Source organism: Serratia sp. NPDC078593 (genome assembly GCF_050268245.1).
In the GTDB taxonomy this organism is placed as follows: Bacteria; Pseudomonadota; Gammaproteobacteria; order Enterobacterales; family Enterobacteriaceae; genus JBNNGK01.
In genome coordinates, this window is sequence record NZ_JBNNGK010000005.1 from 267,516 (window position 1) to 282,986 (window position 15,471).

A 15,471-nucleotide genomic window follows, 5' to 3' on the forward strand; every position below is an offset into this window, starting at 1 on the left:
ACCAAACACGTTTACGGTTGCACATCGGCACTCTCACTCAATGAAACTTTCACTTTTTCCGGTTCACCTGCCGGAGGCGCATTGGCCGGATCAAAAATGTAATCGAGGATCGCGCGCGCCGTTGGCCCAGCCACCACGCCATTCCCCCCGCCGTTTTCCAAAATCAACGACATCGCCACTCTCGGGTGCTGATAAGGGGCAAATAAGGTGTAGAAAATATGGTCCCGCAAACGTACAGGGATTTTTTTGGCGTTATAAACTTGATTTTCTTTCAAGCCAAATACCTGAGAGGTGCCGGATTTAGCCGCGATTTGATAAGGCGCCGTGTGGAATAATTTATAACCGGTGCCGTTGGGTCGGTTGGCCATGCCATACATACCGTCACGCACAATATCCCAATACGGCGATTGGGGATCGCCAACTTGCGGAGTCTGTATCGGTGGCTGATAGCGACTGATCCGCTTGCCGCGCTGCATGGAGTACAACAGGTGCGGGTTTTTTACGTGGCCGTTATTAAGTAGCGTCGTTAGCGCTTTCACCATCTGAATGGGGGTCGCGATCCAGTAGCCCTGACCAATCCCGACAGAAATGGTATCGCCTTGATACCAGACCTGCTTGTGAACGCGCTTTTTCCAATCGCGGCTTGGCAGAACACCGTTGTACTCTTCATGCAGATCAATACCGGTCGGTTGACCATAACCGAACTGGCTGAGCCATGAATGTATACGGTCAATACCCAGATCGAATGCCACCTGGTAGAAGAAAGTATCGGCAGACTCTTCTATCGCTTTGGTGACATTAAGCATACCGTGACCGCTCTTCAACCAATCACGATAGCGGCGATGAGTGCCGGGTAGCGTCCAACTCGGTGCGCCAAAGAACGTGGTGTCGGGTGTGATCACCCCGGCGAACAGTGCCGATAACGCCATATACGGTTTCACCGTCGAGGCGGGCGGATATAACCCTTGCGTCGCGCGATTGATCAAAGGAAGATTAGGATTCGCCAGCAGCGCGTTATAGGCTTTGTAGCTGATACCTTTAACGAATGGATTCGGATCATAGCTTGGGCTGGACACCATCGCCAGTATGCTGCCATCACGTGGGTCTTCCACCACCACCGCGGCGCGTTGCCCCTTCAGTAGTGATTCGATGTATTGTTGTAAATGCAGATCTAACGTCAGGTAGATGTTTTTACCGGCGCGAGGCGGCTGCTCTTTTAGCAGCCGTATAATACGACCGTGATTATCCACTTCGACTTCTTGATACCCCGTACTACCGTGCAACGCCGACTCATAGTAACGCTCAATACCTTGCTTACCAATATTGCGATCGGCCGCGTAGTTTTCTCGCTCACCCGCGTCATTCAGTCGCTTTAGGTCGCTATCATTGATTTTGGAAACATAACCGACGACGTGCGCTAACTGCGCCCCATAGGGATATTGCCGCTGCTGATAGCCCTCGACGCTGACACCGTTAAAATGGAATTGGTTGACAGAGAAACGTGCCACTTCGGCTTCACTCAATTCCTCTTTTAACGTAACCGGCTTATAGCGGCTGGTGTGACGCATTTCATCACGGAAAGCGGTGATATCGTCGGGGGTCAAGTCGACAATCGGCGTTAATGCGCTAAGCAACCCGCTCATGTCAGCAATTTTGCTTGGCGTGACCTTAATCCGGTAGAGCGTGATATTGCGCACCAACGGTATACCGTTGCGATCGAAAATTAGCCCCCGGCTCGGTGCAATCGGTAACATTTTGATGTCGTTCTGATTAGAGCGCGTTTGGTAAAAATCGTGCTGCTTAATCTGCAAGCGATACAAGTTATAAATCAGAATACTAAAGCACACCACCACCAGCAGTAACGCGACGCTCGCGCGGCGGATAAACAGCATTTCCTCGGCGGGATGGTCACGAAATTTTTCTTTTAATAATGCCATGGGTGGAGAGTTACCTGTCTGACTGCACCTTCCCCAAATAAAAAACAAGGGATTGGAAAGTGGTCAAGGATAACGCGATTGCGGCATGCGCCCCATGAAAAGGTTGCTAATGATGTGGCAGAAATGTTTCAGCATGTTTAAAAATGTCGATACCTTACAGGATAAGAGCTAACCAACTAAAATATCAGTAAATAAATATTTTACTCAAGTACTGGTATCTACAATTTATCTTAAAAGAAAAAATGCACGTTGTATTTGGCAATGAGCATATTAGATTCTATAGTTTATTGTTCATCAGTTGAATAAGAATCGCGAGATAAGCATGAAAGAAAAATTAACTCTGCAACATGTCAACGCTGATACAAAATCACAGAAATCAATATATGATGTCATTATCGTTGGCGCTGGGCCTGCAGGGTTATCTGTTGCTTCCGAGCTTGCTAAAAAATATCGCGTACTGTTAGTGGATGCGCGAATCGAACCAGAACGCGGTCAAGCTCGAATGCAAAAATCAACGGAGGAAGAAATTACAACAAAGAATACTCCAGGTAAGATCAGGAAGTCATGGTTTTGTCCTCATGACTGTCTCTATGACAACCCAGATATTGTTCACTGCCGTAAAGCAAATGGAGTCATGCGTTTTTTAGCCAAAACTTATAGTGGGCCAAATGCCAATGAACCCGAGAAATATGATTTAAACTGGCAAAGCAAGCAGTTTGCCAAAGTACCCTTGGCAGATCGTTATCCTTACCTTGACGAATATAAGCTTATTGCCCACTGGGAACAAAAAATTATCGACCAGAAGAATGGCTCACATATTAAAAATGGGCATATCTATCAAGATCATCGTGTTATTGATGATGGCGTAGAAGTGCGATTTTTGATTAAAGATCCCTCAGGCTACAGCAGTAAATTATACAAAAGTAGGTTACTACTGGATGCCAGTGGTCATGATTCTGATATTCTAAAAGCTTATAACGAAAAACAAAAACATGTTTACTGGTGGACGGTGTTTGGCGCTATCTGCCAACATCCTGAAGGAGATATCGTTCGCGAACCAACAGCTGGACATCCGCTGGTAGTTGGCGATTACATGCTCTGGCAAACATTTGCCGATAGTAATGCCGATCCTTCTACGCCAGTACATCGTGGTCGTCCTATTTTTGAGTATGAAATTTTTGATGAACGAACCAGTTTTCCTTTAGTGCTTTATTTACGCCCCTATAAAATCTCATTGGAACGCGCAAAAGCAGAGTTCCTCAATATATTAAAGCATGAACCTGCTGCTCAAGCATTCAAGAATGTTCAGATTAAGGAACTCAAATTTGGTTGTTATCCTTCTGGTGATCTTTTCCGTAGCCGGGCTCAGAATCATGTTGATTTTATCGGCGATGCTGGGTTATGGACAACACCATGCGGCTGGGGAGCAAGCTTTGTGCTTAAAAACTATGCGTCTTATGCCCAGCAACTCAGTCGGCTTCTTGATGAAAATCGTCTTGATAAAGCATCACTACGCAGTTTAGCCAAGAAACATTCCAAACACGCGGAGTTTTTCATGAATACTGTTGTAACGCGCTTCCTTTCTTACGGTACGGTGGAACAGCTTGATGGATTCATTGGCCTGTTTCGTAAAATAGATCCCATCATTTGCGAGCGTATTTTTACCTTACGAGCCGAACCGCATGACCTACTCACCTTTGCACGGGTTCTTTCGCGAGACCTCAGTATATTGTCGCTTTTTAAAGCGATGCCTAGACGTGAACGGTTCCATCTTATGACAAATCTAATACAAGCCGTAGCACAGTTTTTAAAAGAAGGAATGATGGCACGATTGGGGCGTAAACCTGAACGAGGTTTTGGTGTCTTTAAACCCTGAGCCTCTTCGCTCCGAATTATAATACTTCGAATATGTCAAACCAAATACGTAACCAAGCCTTTGACAGGCTAGTTTGCGACTTTATAGCCTGAAGATTATGAGGTATTCCTATGACGCTAATTGATAATCTGAAAACCTCTCATATTGATATGTACCGTTATCAACAAGATATATTACCAAGAGTATCGCGAACCTTTGCTCTAACTATTCCTCAATTGCCTACCCCCTTACGTACAGTAGTAACCAATGCTTACCTGTTATGCCGAATTGCTGATACGATCGAGGATGAACCAGGATTATCTATCGAACAAAAAATTATTTATGAGGAAAATTTTATCGATGTAGTAACCGGAAAAGCTGATGCAACAGAATTTATCAACAAACTAAAAAACCAATTAACATCGGCTACTTCGCAAAGTGAAAAGGAACTGTTGTCACGACTTCCATTAATATTGGAGGTTACGCAACATCTCAATCCCACTCAACACGCTGCTATTATTGAATGCCTGACAATCATGTCTAAAGGCATGCATGAATTCCAGTCCGTGGTTGGTTTAACTGGGCTAAAGACCCTGCAGGATTTAGATCAGTATTGCTACTGTGTCGCTGGCGTGGTTGGTGAAATGCTCACCAAATTGTTTATTGACTATGATCCTTTACTCTCATGCCATTGCAAAAAGCTTATGTCTCTTGCCATATCATTTGGCCAAGGGCTACAAATGACAAATATTCTAAAAGATCAGTGGGAAGACCGCGCTCATGGTGTTTGTTGGCTACCACGTGAAATATTCATTCGTTATGGCATTAAACTTGAAGAACTCCATTCGGGTACGCAAAAGAATAATTATACATTAGCAATGTCCGAACTCATCGGGATTGCCCATGCACACTTGAGGCGTGCTATTGATTATGCGCTGATTGTGTCATCCAGACATGTCGGCATACGGCTTTTTTGCCTATGGAGTATAGGATTAGCCGTACTAACACTGCGCAATCTGCAAAGCCGTCTCCATTTCACCTCTGGTTCTGAGGTAAAAGTGTCACATTTTGCTGTTACTGGTACCATCGCCCTGACTAAACTTATCAGTAGATATGAACCTGCCGTACGTGGTCTTTTTTCTCTTGTAACATACCAGTTACCATTAACACCGTTAACTCGACATCAGTAAACTTATAAAATAAAACCCTATTATATCTTCAACAAGGCAATAAAATGATTGAAGTAATACTCGTTGATGAAAATGATATACCACAAGGCACGATGGAGAAATTGGCTGCACATCAGCAAGCTCGACTACACCGTGCTATTTCTGTCTATATTTTTAATACCCAAGGAGAATTACTTCTGCAACGGCGTGCTTTAAATAAATATCACGCAGCTGGTTTATGGGGTAATACCTGCTGCAGCCATCCCTATCCTGGAGAAGAGAGTCACAAGGCTGCCTCCCGTAGGTTACAAGAAGAAATGGGCATGTCATGTCCACTCCAAAAAATTCTAACTTTACGCTATTGCGTAGATGTCGGTGGTGGATTAAGCGAACATGAATTGACGCATATATTCATTGGTTTTAGTAACGCTAATCCGATACCTAATGTTGAAGAAGTCGATGCTTTCATCCATATGCCGCTGGATGGTCTTTTATCATCGATTAAGACCGAACCCGGTTACTATGCACCTTGGTTTAAATTGTGCTTACCCGATGTTTTAGCTGCGTTATCAAAAAATAAACCAGGCTTTATTTGAAAGAACGAGCCATAAAAAAACAAGCACCATGCTCGCAATTTTAAATTGCGAGCTACTATTTTATATATACTCAATGATACTAATCTGCCGACGGAACCGGGCAAGCAAGATCGCCCTCTTCGCATTTTAGATACCCTTTGAGATCGTCAATGCGGCGCTGGGTGGCATCGGTCAGGCATGAACTAAGCAGAAAGGAATAAATCGAGCCGCCCTCGGTGCCAGACGCAGAAAGTTTACACTCCGCATCACGGTAACCAATCCAGGCACGTTGCGCGTTGATCAACAACTTACCCGTTGATGCATCTGTTTTCAGCCGCGCTTGTACTTGTTTATATACGCGGTTTAATTCCGCATCCGCGTGTTTATACGCCTCGCTGGCGCACTGGTTCATTTCCATCTGATTGTTTTTAGCGCCACAATCTTCTTGCGCTAATGCCGCAGACGTTGTTGCTAATAACAGCGCGCCGCCCAGCAGTGCTAATTTCATTTTATCGCCCCGTATCAGGATGTGAATCACTTACTCGCTATTATGGCAGCGCCGTGTCGAACCGGCCAGATTCAGCCACCAGCTTTGCTGTATGACGTCATCAACTTACCCCATAGCCTGCGAAACCAGGGCAAAACCGCGAGGCTGCGCGGCCTGCGGGGTAAACTGCGTACCACGTATCATGGCGACCGGCGCATCCACCTGAAGCAAGCCTGCGGTAATTAACCCTTCGCTCAGCCCGCTACGCGCGTCGACGTCAATACGTACAAACTGACCGCTCAACGGCAACAGCAGGTGATTAATCAGGCACTGCGCGCTTTCAACCGTATCGGCCACCACCGGCCCGATGGTATAACCATGTCCAAAACGGCGTACGCTGGCAAACCCCAGCGGCCGATCATCACGCATCAGCAGTTGCGTGTTTTCTCCCTCATTCAACAATGCTTGCAGCAACGCCGGGCGATGCACACCATTCGCCGCGCTGTCTAACGCCAGCAGCATTTCCCTATCCGCTTGATCAGCCATTCGCAGATGGCAACCCGGAGCTAACGGCAACGGCGCGATCGCCGGTAGCGCTCGGCTTTGATGCTGATAAACCGTGCCAATTTTGTTAAACCCTAACCCAGAATAGAGCGCACGCCCTTCTGCCGTGGCATTTAAGCGAACATGGTAGCCCTTCAACGACGACAGCAGCGTGGTCATTAAACGTTTGCCTATTCCCTGCCCCTGGCTAGCACGATCAACGATGACCAGCCCAATCGTGGCACGTGTCGCGCCCCAACGCCAACACAATGTGCTGCCGATCACCTTCCCTGCCTTCATTGCTACTACGCCTTCCCCTAAGCGCCAAGCTTGTCGCCAATCATCCAAACGATGAGGCCAACCAACCTGCTGCGATAACGCAAAAGCGCCGGGCAAATCGCTTTCGGCCATCGGCCGTAAGGTGATTTCCTGCAACATCAGTCTCTCTCCTGGCAGAACGTTGTCTGATACCACAATATTTATCACTCGCTCACACCACGGGTGACGCGGTTACGCTAGCATAAGGGCTTAATCAATCGTCAGTCGAGCACCATCAGCGTTTCACCCATTAATTAAAGGTATCGGAGGCCATATGCGTCAACGGATTATTGTATGCCCAATCATTCAAAATGAAGGGGCCTACTTGCTGTGTAAGATGGCGTCCGATCGCGGCGTTTTTCCCGGGCAATGGGCGCTATCTGGCGGCGGAATGGAACCCGGAGAAACGATGGAAGCAGCCTTGAAACGTGAACTGACCGAAGAATTGGGCGGCAATCTGGAGATTATCGACATCAAGCCATGGACGTTTCGTGATGACATCCGGGTGAAGACCTATGCCGATAAAACTACCGAAGAAATTTACATGATTTACCTCATCTTTGACTGTATCAGTGCTAACCGTGACGTGACGTTCAATGAGGAGTTCCAGGAAATCGCCTGGGTAACGCCGGAGGAAATGAAAAACATGGATTTGAATGAGGCAACCCGCATCACGTTTAGCCAAAAGGGGATTTTGTAAGGCGTTGCTTGTCTCCCCCAGCCTTAGACGACGGGGAGAGTAATGATATTTGACATTCCTGCTAGCCGAACTGATGAGTTCAATATCGATATAACCGCATCCGCTCGGTAATACTGCCGCAGCTTCACATACATGGAGAGTTGGTGGCTGCTTTGAGCGAGGAGCAGAAGTTCGCTTACAGGGTAACCTAATCCACATGCCAGAGGATCTCTAAAAGAGAATTGTTCGGTTTACCGGGTTACTCACAGTAGTCCCTCACTTTTTGGGACTTCCGGGTTTTGGTCTCTTCCCAATAATCAGAAATCAGGGAAGAGATCACGTTGGACTTTTGTTAGAGGGCTATGTCCCGATATTTTTTTGCGAGATACTCTGCATTGCTTATCCACTGCCGAGTAATTGTATGTCTGTTTGGCAGGCCGAGAACGGACAGAGATTGATTCCCATTAATTGAATCACCGATTACGTGCGATGAGACGCTGTCACGAAACGCGACAAGTGCTTGAAAGAAACCGTTCCCTGCTGGTAGGCATTGATACATTTTCAGTCGTAGGGGTGTATCCAGAAAAACGTTATCACTATTGTCAAAAGATGACTTAACCAAATGATAGTCATATACCAGTTCGTGGAACGGATCAAAATCAGTGCTATTCACATAGCCACTACTGAAATCCCATTTCTCTAGCCAGTCTAAATGAGCTACAGGCAGTTTCTGTTCTAAAAGCTGTTTTAGATGGGCAAACTGTTCCCCCATAGCGTTTGGATCTAACTGAATTACTGACGTAAATTGTACTTCAGGGAAATAACGCTGCCGTGCAAAGAGCGGCAAAAAATTAATATTCTCTAGCTGGCTCCAGTAACGAATATGAACTTTAAATGAGGTGCCATCTTTACGAGTATGTGTCAGATAGCCATCAGGCATTGCATTCTGAATTGAAGTATGTGGACTCGCAGTCGTCAGTAAAAAATAGTGCCGTATCGGGTGAGGATAAGTATCAGTTTTTTTCAGCTCAACTCCTAAGTTTTCCAAGGTAAAAGGGCGTGAATACCATTTGCATTGTGCCACCACTGGTAGTGTGTTTATAGGCCAACTTATAATATCAACTCCGCCCTGCGCCTGGCCTGGTGAACCAAAACAAGCGAAACTCACGTTGCTACCTACACTTTTACTTACGATTTCTGTCATCCACCAACAACAAAAATCTTCAAAGTCTGTTGCAGAGCGAAAATTCAGGTTACGCATCACAGTTCTCTAAAATCATCCCAAGAAGTGATTATCTCCTATTCCAGCCATGTACGCAATTTCCGATTATAATCATCGTGATAGTTCTCAGTTGCCCACAAAATCAATGGTAGAGTATTAAATTAAATGAACTTATCGTTCATGAATCCACCGCATATTAAATTTTGCATGTGGATGTAAAATTCCCACCTTGCAAGATTTCTCTTTTTTTTGTGCGTATTAAGTGAAGGCTGCAGCCAATAAATCAACTGTGACTCAATACTATCTAAAATATCAAGTGCTACATGTTCAGGCTGTATCCAATCAAGAGAAATATATTCGTTATCAATATAAAACCAAGCGGTGCATCTGTAGATATGTTTTGACTTACTTTGGTACTCAGGTGCATGTAACTTCAATGCTGCGCTATGACCACCATTGAAGCGCGATGTATTTTTTGTCTTTCCAACATAGACCAGTTCTTCATCATCTCCATCACCACAAGATATCAGGTAGATGGGTAGTGATGGTAAGGGGGCTTCACCCAATTCAGTTAAGATTTCTTCCTGCTCCCATCTGTCAAGCCATCCGCCTTCAAGTCCCCTAATGAGTTCACTAGCACTATCTAAGTAGGACTGGGTATTTGCTCTGGCGTCTTTAAGGCTCAACCACTGCATACTCATTACCAAGTGAAGGGGTTCGCATTCCTCGATTGAAATCCAACAGGACCAATCTGGGGTGGGGACATCTATGTGTCCCGGGGTATAAAAACGCTCTGGTATAGGCTGACGCCGGTCAAGCCACCCTTTCAAAGGATTGAGCATGTATTCTATATCTCAACGTTTATTTAATGTTAAAAGAAACTAGGCAAGTTTGTATCTTGTAATCTAAATGTCATTTATTGGGTATGTCTACCAAATTAAATTGATACAGCTTAACAGGTGTAATGTCCGCTCCTGGCACACAACGGACTGCTCGGCCAAAATGCTTTGGCGCTGTATTTACATTCAGGATTATTGCTGTTCTGCTTTTACCCGGAGTAGGGTTTGCCGGGAGGTATTACATTCCCCGGTGATCGCACTGATACTGCCCCCGGCATTAATGCGCCCTACCACTATTTTTTGATCCTTATAGATCCGGCAATACATCGCACCCGCCCGTAAATCAGCGGGCGGCGATCCCCATTTTCTTCATCCGCGAAAGTAAGGTGGTGCGCTTTAATCCCAACTTTTGCGCTGCGCCACGCGGGCCGGCCACCACGCCGTTGGTTTCTTTCAACACGCGCACAATACGGTGATATTCATCCTCTTGCGTCGGCTGCGATGGCGGCGCGGTCATCAAGGGCGTGGTGGGTTGTGAATAATGCAGTTCTGGCAGTTGCAGATTAAGCACCGTACCGCGCGTCAGTAACACCGCACGTTCAATCACATTTTCCAACTCACGTACGTTGCCCGGCCACGGCATTTGGCTGAGCTGGCGCAGCGTTTCTGCCGGAATACTGTCGATGGTGCGCTTCATGCGGCGCGCAATTTTATAAGTGAGAAACTTCACCAACTGCGGAATATCTTCCGGTCGCTCGCGTAATGGCGGAATCACGATCGGGAACACATTCAGCCGATAATAGAGATCGCTACGAAACTCACGGTCAGCAACCATTTGTTGCAGATCGCGGTTCGTTGCCGCAATCAAACGTACGTCGACGGAGATCAGTTTATTGCCGCCTACCCGTTCAAATTCCCGCTCTTGCAGCACCCGAAGTAATTTGGGTTGTAACTCGACCGGGATTTCCCCGACTTCATCCAAAAACAGTGACCCTTTATCAGCCAGTTCAAAACGCCCCATGCGCTGGGCCGTCGCCCCGGTGAACGCCCCTTTCTCATGACCGAAGAGGTCACTTTCCAGCAGCCCGGCAGGCATCACCGCACAATTCATCTTCACCATTCGCTGATCGCGTCGCTCACTCAAGTTGTGAATAGCGCGAGCGATCAACTCCTTGCCCGTACCGGTTTCGCCAAGGATCAGCACGGAGCAATCGCTTTTCGCGACCATTTCCACCTGTTTCAGCACGCTAGACATCACCAGACTGCGGCCAACAATCTCGCTAAAATCAGGACTATTATCGTTAATTTGCTCGGTGAGATAGAGATTCTCATGCACCAGACTCTCTTTCAGTCGGTTGATTTCCTGGTAAACCAAGGCATTATCCACCGCGATGGCGATACGCTCGGCAATCTGTTGCAAGACACGCAAATTTGCAGCATTAAAATTATCAGGCTGACATTGCGCCAATTTCAGCACGCCCAGCGTTTTTTGGCCGAAAGTCAGGGGCAGCACGCATAGCGTTTGGATCTGTTCATGCCATAAATCAAACAGTTGCCGTTCATACTCTGCCAGCGAATCGGAATGTTTTAGATTCAGCAGCAACATTTCGCCACTCTGCATCACTTTCTCCGACAGCGTTCCAGCTAGCGGAACATTATATTGCTGGCGTTCAGCAACGTTGTTCTTCAGGTAATGGGTGGCGTAGATCGTCACCCGATCGTCACGATCCCCCGGCAAGACAATGCTGATGGCATCCGTTTTGAAAAAACGGTGGATCTCGGTTGAAATCTCGCCGATCAGGTCATCCAGATCCAGCTTGGACAAAACCGCGTTGGTCACATCCACCAGTACGCGATAGTCATCTCGCTCGTGGCGTAGCTGGCGTTGCTGCTGCTCTGCGGTTTCACGCAGTTGGATCTGCTCTACCGCCAGCGAGGTCAACTCCATCAGACCAGTCAACTGGCTAAGCGCTGCGTCACTGAACGGTTTGTCATTATTGCGCAGCAGTTCACAGCCACCGAGCAGCTGCCCGCCGGTATACAGCGGTGCAAGGCAGTAATGGCTCAATGGCGGATGCAAGGCCAGCGCCGTCATCTGCGGATATCTCTGCTGCAATTCGAGGGATGTCATGCGCAACGGTTGCGGTTGGGTGCGTAAATGGGCGATTGGCCCGTTCGCCAACAGCGTCTCGTCTTGATAAGTTAACGGCTGCCCATGCACATCCTGGCCGTGGTAACTGACCCGTGCGCTGTGCGGATGCAACAGCAGTAACGTAACCTCCTCCGCTAGCCGCCAGCGCTGTACGATGTCTTTCAACTGTACCAATAGATCGCTAAAGCTGTGCTGGCTGAGTAATAAACGGGTAATTTCTAACAGTTGCTGTTTTTCTCTACTTGCGTTCGACATTGGCTATCACTCTGCCGGTTAAAGCATCGGGTTATCTCTCCTAGCTGCGTCACAGCGCCTTGCTTACTGGCAACCGATAGACGTGAGTGATGTCTATCGGTTGCCTCAGTGCAATTCGGCCGCGTTGGAGGAGAGGATGGCGTTTTATATTTTTATGTGAGCTGTATCGCAAAGTTTAACGCCGGTTGGCGGCTGCTTCCCCCGTTCGGATCAACAAATTCGCGGTAAAGGCTCGGCATGGGGCAGATCAAGTAGCCGCGTGACACCAAACGCGCCGCGTAACCGCACCGGCTTCCCTGCTTGCGTGACCCGTCCAATCACCGCAGCATCGGTTCCCAATGGGTGAGCCCGCAATGCGGCCAATACCGCAGGCACCGCGGCCTGCGTCACGGCCAACACCAATTTGCCCTCATTGGCGAAGTTAATGGCATCTAACCCCAGCAGTTCGCAGACGCCACGCACTTCTGCCTTGACCGGTAAGCACTGTTCGTCGACGTCGATGCCTAAGCCGCTGGCGGCAGCGTATTCATGTAAAATGGCATTTACCCCGCCGCGCGTGGCATCACGTAACGCATGAACGCCGTCAATATTCCGCAACGGGGCAATTAACGGCGTTAACACCGCGCAATCGCTGGTAATGCCCATCGCCATACCGAGCTGTTCACGTAAATTAAGCAGCGTCGCCCCATGGTCGCCGAGGGTGCCGCTGACGATGATCGCGTCATCAGGCTGGATAGATTGGGCCGCCCATGACACGGTTTGTGGGATCACGCCAATGCCCGCGGTGTTAATAAACAGCTTATCTGCGGCACCGCGCTGCACGACTTTGGTATCGCCGGTGACGATCTGTATGTTGGCCTGACGCGCCGTGGCCGCCATTGACGCTACCACGCGCTGTAATATCGGCAGCGGCAATCCTTCTTCCAGAATAAAGCCGCAGGATAAGTAACGCGGTGTGGCGCCGCTGACAGCCAAATCATTGGCGGTGCCGCACACCGCGAGCTTGCCAATGTCGCCACCGGGGAAAAACAGCGGGTCGATGACGTAGCTGTCGGTGGTAAAGGCCAGCCGATCGCCCTGCGGGATTAACGCCGCCAGCGGGATGCGCGCCTGATCTTCACGTTGCGCCAACTGAGGGTTAGCGAAAGCGGGCAAAAAAAGCGATTCCAGCAGCTGCTGGGTTGCTCTACCGCCGCTGCCATGTGCCATGGTGATCACCTGATTCATGCGGCGGTTTCCTCTGTTTCTCGACGATATTGATACCACGCGGCGCAGGCCCCTTCGGAGGAGACCATCAGCGCGCCAAATGCATTCTGTGGGGTGCAGGTGGTGCCAAACAGCGGGCACTCCCGCGGCTTACAGCGGCCGGTTAGCACCGAGCCACAACAGGCGCGCGGATCGTCCGCCACTTGCTGTTGTCGTGGGTGAAAGCGCCGCTCGGCGTCAAAATCGGCATAGTCGGCGGTTAGCGTAATCGCGGAGTCGGCAATGGTGCCTAACCCGCGCCATTCGCTACCACCGCCAACCACAAACACCTCCTCCATGGCCTGCTGCGCTAACGGGTTGCCATGATGCGGTACCACCCGGCGGTATTGGTTTTCTGTGCAGCGCCGATCGTCACAAAACTGTTCAATCAACATCATTACGCCCTGCAAAATATCCAGCGGTTCAAAACCTGTCACGACCACCGGTTTTTGATGTATCTCGCTGATAAAACCATACGGTTCGGTACCTATCACCATGCTGACGTGGCCCGGTGCCAAGAAGCCGTCAATGCGTACCTCCGGCTGTTGTAACAGGCTGCGCAGCGTGGGGATCAGGCTGATGTGTTGGCAGAACACGCTGAAATTCTCAATGCCTTCCAGCCGCGCCTGTTGTAGCGTAACCGCGGTCACCGGCATGGTGGTTTCAAAACCCAGCGCGAAGAACACCACCTGCCGCTGCGGATTCATCCGCGCCAGATGTAACGCATCCAACGGGGAATACACCACCCGCACATCGGCACCCTGCTCACGCGCTTGCAGCAGTGAACCCTGTTTGCCAGGCACCCGCAGCGCATCGCCAAACGTGCAAAATATCACGTTGGGTCTAGCGGCAATTTCATGGCAGGCATCGATTCGCCCCATCGGCAACACGCACACCGGGCAGCCGGGCCCATGAATAAACTCCACCTGCGGTGGCAATAGTTTATCCAGCCCAAAACGAAAAATAGCGTGAGTGTGACCACCGCATACCTCCATCAGTTGCAACGGACGTGCTGCGCTGAACGGTAGCATGGCCGCCCGGCGTGCGATGTGTTGCAACAGCGTTTTCACCCGCTGCGGATCGCGATATTCATCAACGTATTTCATGATGACCTTCTCCAGCCATAAACATGGCGACATCATTTTCTACTTCACCCATCGCTTGCAGTGTCGCTAGCATATCGGCCGCTTCCTGTTCATCTAACCGGCTCATGGCGAACCCGACATGGATCAAGACCCAACTTCCCATGAGCGCGTCACGCGGTTGGTCACATGGGCACACTAATGCAATATTGATTTCGCGCCGTGCACCACAGACCTCCGCCCACGCGTGCTGCGGTTGCTGAGCATCCAATGCGACAATCCGACCCGGAATGCCTATGCACATCGCTGCGCCTCCAACCAACTCAACCAGTCCTCCATGCCGTCGCCGTGGGTGGCAGACAGCGTGATGACCTCTATATTGGGATTCACCCGCCGGGCATTGGCAATGCAGGCATCGACATCGAAGTCCAGATACGGCAGCAGATCGATTTTATTCAACAACATCAGCCGGGCAGCAGCGAACATATGTGGGTATTTCAAAGGTTTATCTTCCCCTTCGGTCACCGACAATACCGCAACTTTATGCCGCTCGCCGAGGTCAAACCCGGCCGGGCACACCAGATTGCCGACGTTTTCAATAAACAGCAGGCTGTGCGGTTGCAACGCCAGCCGGTGCGCGGCGTCATGCACCATTTGCGCATCCAGATGACAGCCTTTGCCGGTGTTAACCTGAATCGCCGCCACACCGGTGGCGCGGATACGCTCAGCATCACGGGTGGTTTGCTGGTCACCCTCAATGACGGCATAAGTTACACTGTCACGCAAACGCAACAGCGTTTGCGTCAGTAAGGTAGTTTTACCGGAGCCGGGGCTCGACACCAGATTCAACGCCACTATCTGTTGCGCACAGAACTGCTCGCGGTTATGCGCCGCCAAATGGTCATTCTTCGCCAGTACATTGGTTTCAATTTCCAGCATCCTTCGCTGGCTAAGCCCCGGCGCGTGGGTACCAGCCACACCAAAGCCGTAATGCAGATCGCCGGTAACCGTGTGACGTGGGCGAAATGGGATGCGGGTGGAGGATACTTCCCCCTCAATGGTCAACTCGCCGTGAGCGCAACCGCAAGTGCTACACATAGTATTTCCCTCGTT

At 49.3% G+C, this 15,471-nt stretch carries 14 protein-coding genes and 1 pseudogene; 4 read left to right on the forward strand and 11 right to left on the reverse strand.

Annotation, left to right across the window (positions count from 1 at the left end; genetic code table 11):
• Window positions 1–11: 11 nt before the first annotated feature.
• On the reverse strand, window positions 12–1,937 hold the full coding sequence (gene mrdA, locus ACQKDS_RS08480) for a penicillin-binding protein 2 (protein WP_399668087.1): 1,926 nt from the start codon (window positions 1,935–1,937) through the stop codon (window positions 12–14).
• A 322-nt stretch (window positions 1,938–2,259) separates the two neighbouring features.
• Here mrdA and ACQKDS_RS08485 point away from each other — a divergent pair, with 322 nt between their 5' ends.
• From ACQKDS_RS08485 to idi, 3 genes are all read left to right on the forward strand, one after another.
• Complete coding sequence (locus ACQKDS_RS08485; RefSeq protein WP_399668084.1) at window positions 2,260–3,813, forward strand: NAD(P)-binding protein; 1,554 nt, start codon at window positions 2,260–2,262, stop codon at window positions 3,811–3,813.
• A 110-nt stretch (window positions 3,814–3,923) separates the two neighbouring features.
• Window positions 3,924–4,982 (forward strand): phytoene/squalene synthase family protein, encoded by a 1,059-nt coding sequence (locus ACQKDS_RS08490; protein WP_399668081.1) that lies wholly within the window; start codon window positions 3,924–3,926, stop codon window positions 4,980–4,982.
• A gap of 44 nt (window positions 4,983–5,026) precedes the next feature.
• Window positions 5,027–5,557 (forward strand): isopentenyl-diphosphate Delta-isomerase, encoded by a 531-nt coding sequence (gene idi / locus ACQKDS_RS08495; RefSeq protein WP_399668078.1) that lies wholly within the window; start codon window positions 5,027–5,029, stop codon window positions 5,555–5,557.
• Between the two features lie 79 nt (window positions 5,558–5,636).
• Here the strand turns inward: idi and ACQKDS_RS08500 are convergent, their stop codons facing one another.
• Together ACQKDS_RS08500 and ACQKDS_RS08505 are read right to left on the reverse strand one after the other, a co-directional pair.
• Window positions 5,637–6,044: a lysozyme inhibitor LprI family protein gene (locus ACQKDS_RS08500; RefSeq protein WP_399668076.1), complete on the reverse strand. Its 408-nt coding sequence runs from the start codon at window positions 6,042–6,044 to the stop codon at window positions 5,637–5,639.
• 105 nt (window positions 6,045–6,149) lie between these two features.
• On the reverse strand, window positions 6,150–7,004 hold the full coding sequence (locus ACQKDS_RS08505) for a GNAT family N-acetyltransferase (RefSeq protein ID WP_399668073.1): 855 nt from the start codon (window positions 7,002–7,004) through the stop codon (window positions 6,150–6,152).
• A 154-nt stretch (window positions 7,005–7,158) separates the two neighbouring features.
• Here ACQKDS_RS08505 and nudI point away from each other — a divergent pair, with 154 nt between their 5' ends.
• Window positions 7,159–7,584, forward strand: a complete 426-nt coding sequence (gene nudI / locus ACQKDS_RS08510; protein WP_399668070.1) for a nucleoside triphosphatase NudI — start codon at window positions 7,159–7,161, stop codon at window positions 7,582–7,584.
• A 331-nt stretch (window positions 7,585–7,915) separates the two neighbouring features.
• Here the strand turns inward: nudI and ACQKDS_RS08515 are convergent, their stop codons facing one another.
• The 8 genes and pseudogenes from ACQKDS_RS08515 to hypB all read right to left on the reverse strand — a co-directional run bounded on the left by ACQKDS_RS08515 (window position 7,916) and on the right by hypB (window position 15,456).
• Window positions 7,916–8,824: a hypothetical protein gene (locus ACQKDS_RS08515; protein WP_399668067.1), complete on the reverse strand. Its 909-nt coding sequence runs from the start codon at window positions 8,822–8,824 to the stop codon at window positions 7,916–7,918.
• Window positions 8,825–8,946: 122 nt separating this feature from the next.
• Window positions 8,947–9,627, reverse strand: coding sequence for a GIY-YIG nuclease family protein (locus ACQKDS_RS08520; protein ID WP_399668064.1), 681 nt, complete (start codon window positions 9,625–9,627; stop codon window positions 8,947–8,949).
• 189 nt (window positions 9,628–9,816) lie between these two features.
• A pseudogene (locus ACQKDS_RS08525) lies at window positions 9,817–9,918 on the reverse strand (helix-turn-helix domain-containing protein); the annotation flags it as partial.
• Window positions 9,919–9,967: 49 nt separating this feature from the next.
• The gene (gene flhA, locus ACQKDS_RS08530; RefSeq protein ID WP_399668062.1) at window positions 9,968–12,031 is read right to left on the reverse strand and encodes a formate hydrogenlyase transcriptional activator FlhA; all 2,064 of its coding nucleotides are present in this window, start codon (window positions 12,029–12,031) and stop codon (window positions 9,968–9,970) included.
• Window positions 12,032–12,241: 210 nt separating this feature from the next.
• Window positions 12,242–13,258, reverse strand: coding sequence for a hydrogenase expression/formation protein HypE (gene hypE / locus ACQKDS_RS08535; RefSeq protein WP_399668059.1), 1,017 nt, complete (start codon window positions 13,256–13,258; stop codon window positions 12,242–12,244).
• Complete coding sequence (hypD, locus tag ACQKDS_RS08540) at window positions 13,255–14,382, reverse strand: hydrogenase formation protein HypD (RefSeq protein ID WP_399668057.1); 1,128 nt, start codon at window positions 14,380–14,382, stop codon at window positions 13,255–13,257. Before hypD ends, hypE begins: the two co-directional genes overlap by 4 nt.
• Entirely contained in the window at window positions 14,369–14,662 is a 294-nt protein-coding gene (locus ACQKDS_RS08545) for a HypC/HybG/HupF family hydrogenase formation chaperone (RefSeq protein ID WP_399668055.1), read from the reverse strand. Before ACQKDS_RS08545 ends, hypD begins: the two co-directional genes overlap by 14 nt.
• Window positions 14,653–15,456: a hydrogenase nickel incorporation protein HypB gene (hypB, locus tag ACQKDS_RS08550; protein ID WP_399668052.1), complete on the reverse strand. Its 804-nt coding sequence runs from the start codon at window positions 15,454–15,456 to the stop codon at window positions 14,653–14,655. Before hypB ends, ACQKDS_RS08545 begins: the two co-directional genes overlap by 10 nt.
• Window positions 15,457–15,471 lie beyond the last annotated feature (15 nt).

Bases quoted from the DNA above. Each gene is read 5' to 3' on its own strand.
- ACQKDS_RS08505 (WP_399668073.1), bottom strand. From the start codon at position 7,004: ATGTTGCAGGAAATCACCTTACGGCCGATGGCCGAAAGCGATTTGCCC.
- mrdA (WP_399668087.1), bottom strand. From the start codon at position 1,937: ATGGCATTATTAAAAGAAAAATTTCGTGACCATCCCGCCGAGGAAATG.
- ACQKDS_RS08545 (WP_399668055.1), bottom strand. From the start codon at position 14,662: ATGTGCATAGGCATTCCGGGTCGGATTGTCGCATTGGATGCTCAGCAA.
- ACQKDS_RS08490 (WP_399668081.1), top strand. From the start codon at position 3,924: ATGACGCTAATTGATAATCTGAAAACCTCTCATATTGATATGTACCGT.
- ACQKDS_RS08485 (WP_399668084.1), top strand. From the start codon at position 2,260: ATGAAAGAAAAATTAACTCTGCAACATGTCAACGCTGATACAAAATCA.
- nudI (WP_399668070.1), top strand. From the start codon at position 7,159: ATGCGTCAACGGATTATTGTATGCCCAATCATTCAAAATGAAGGGGCC.
- hypB (WP_399668052.1), bottom strand. From the start codon at position 15,456: ATGTGTAGCACTTGCGGTTGCGCTCACGGCGAGTTGACCATTGAGGGG.
- ACQKDS_RS08500 (WP_399668076.1), bottom strand. From the start codon at position 6,044: ATGAAATTAGCACTGCTGGGCGGCGCGCTGTTATTAGCAACAACGTCT.
- idi (WP_399668078.1), top strand. From the start codon at position 5,027: ATGATTGAAGTAATACTCGTTGATGAAAATGATATACCACAAGGCACG.
- hypE (WP_399668059.1), bottom strand. From the start codon at position 13,258: ATGAATCAGGTGATCACCATGGCACATGGCAGCGGCGGTAGAGCAACC.
- hypD (WP_399668057.1), bottom strand. From the start codon at position 14,382: ATGAAATACGTTGATGAATATCGCGATCCGCAGCGGGTGAAAACGCTG.
- flhA (WP_399668062.1), bottom strand. From the start codon at position 12,031: ATGTCGAACGCAAGTAGAGAAAAACAGCAACTGTTAGAAATTACCCGT.
- ACQKDS_RS08515 (WP_399668067.1), bottom strand. From the start codon at position 8,824: ATGCGTAACCTGAATTTTCGCTCTGCAACAGACTTTGAAGATTTTTGT.
- ACQKDS_RS08520 (WP_399668064.1), bottom strand. From the start codon at position 9,627: ATGCTCAATCCTTTGAAAGGGTGGCTTGACCGGCGTCAGCCTATACCA.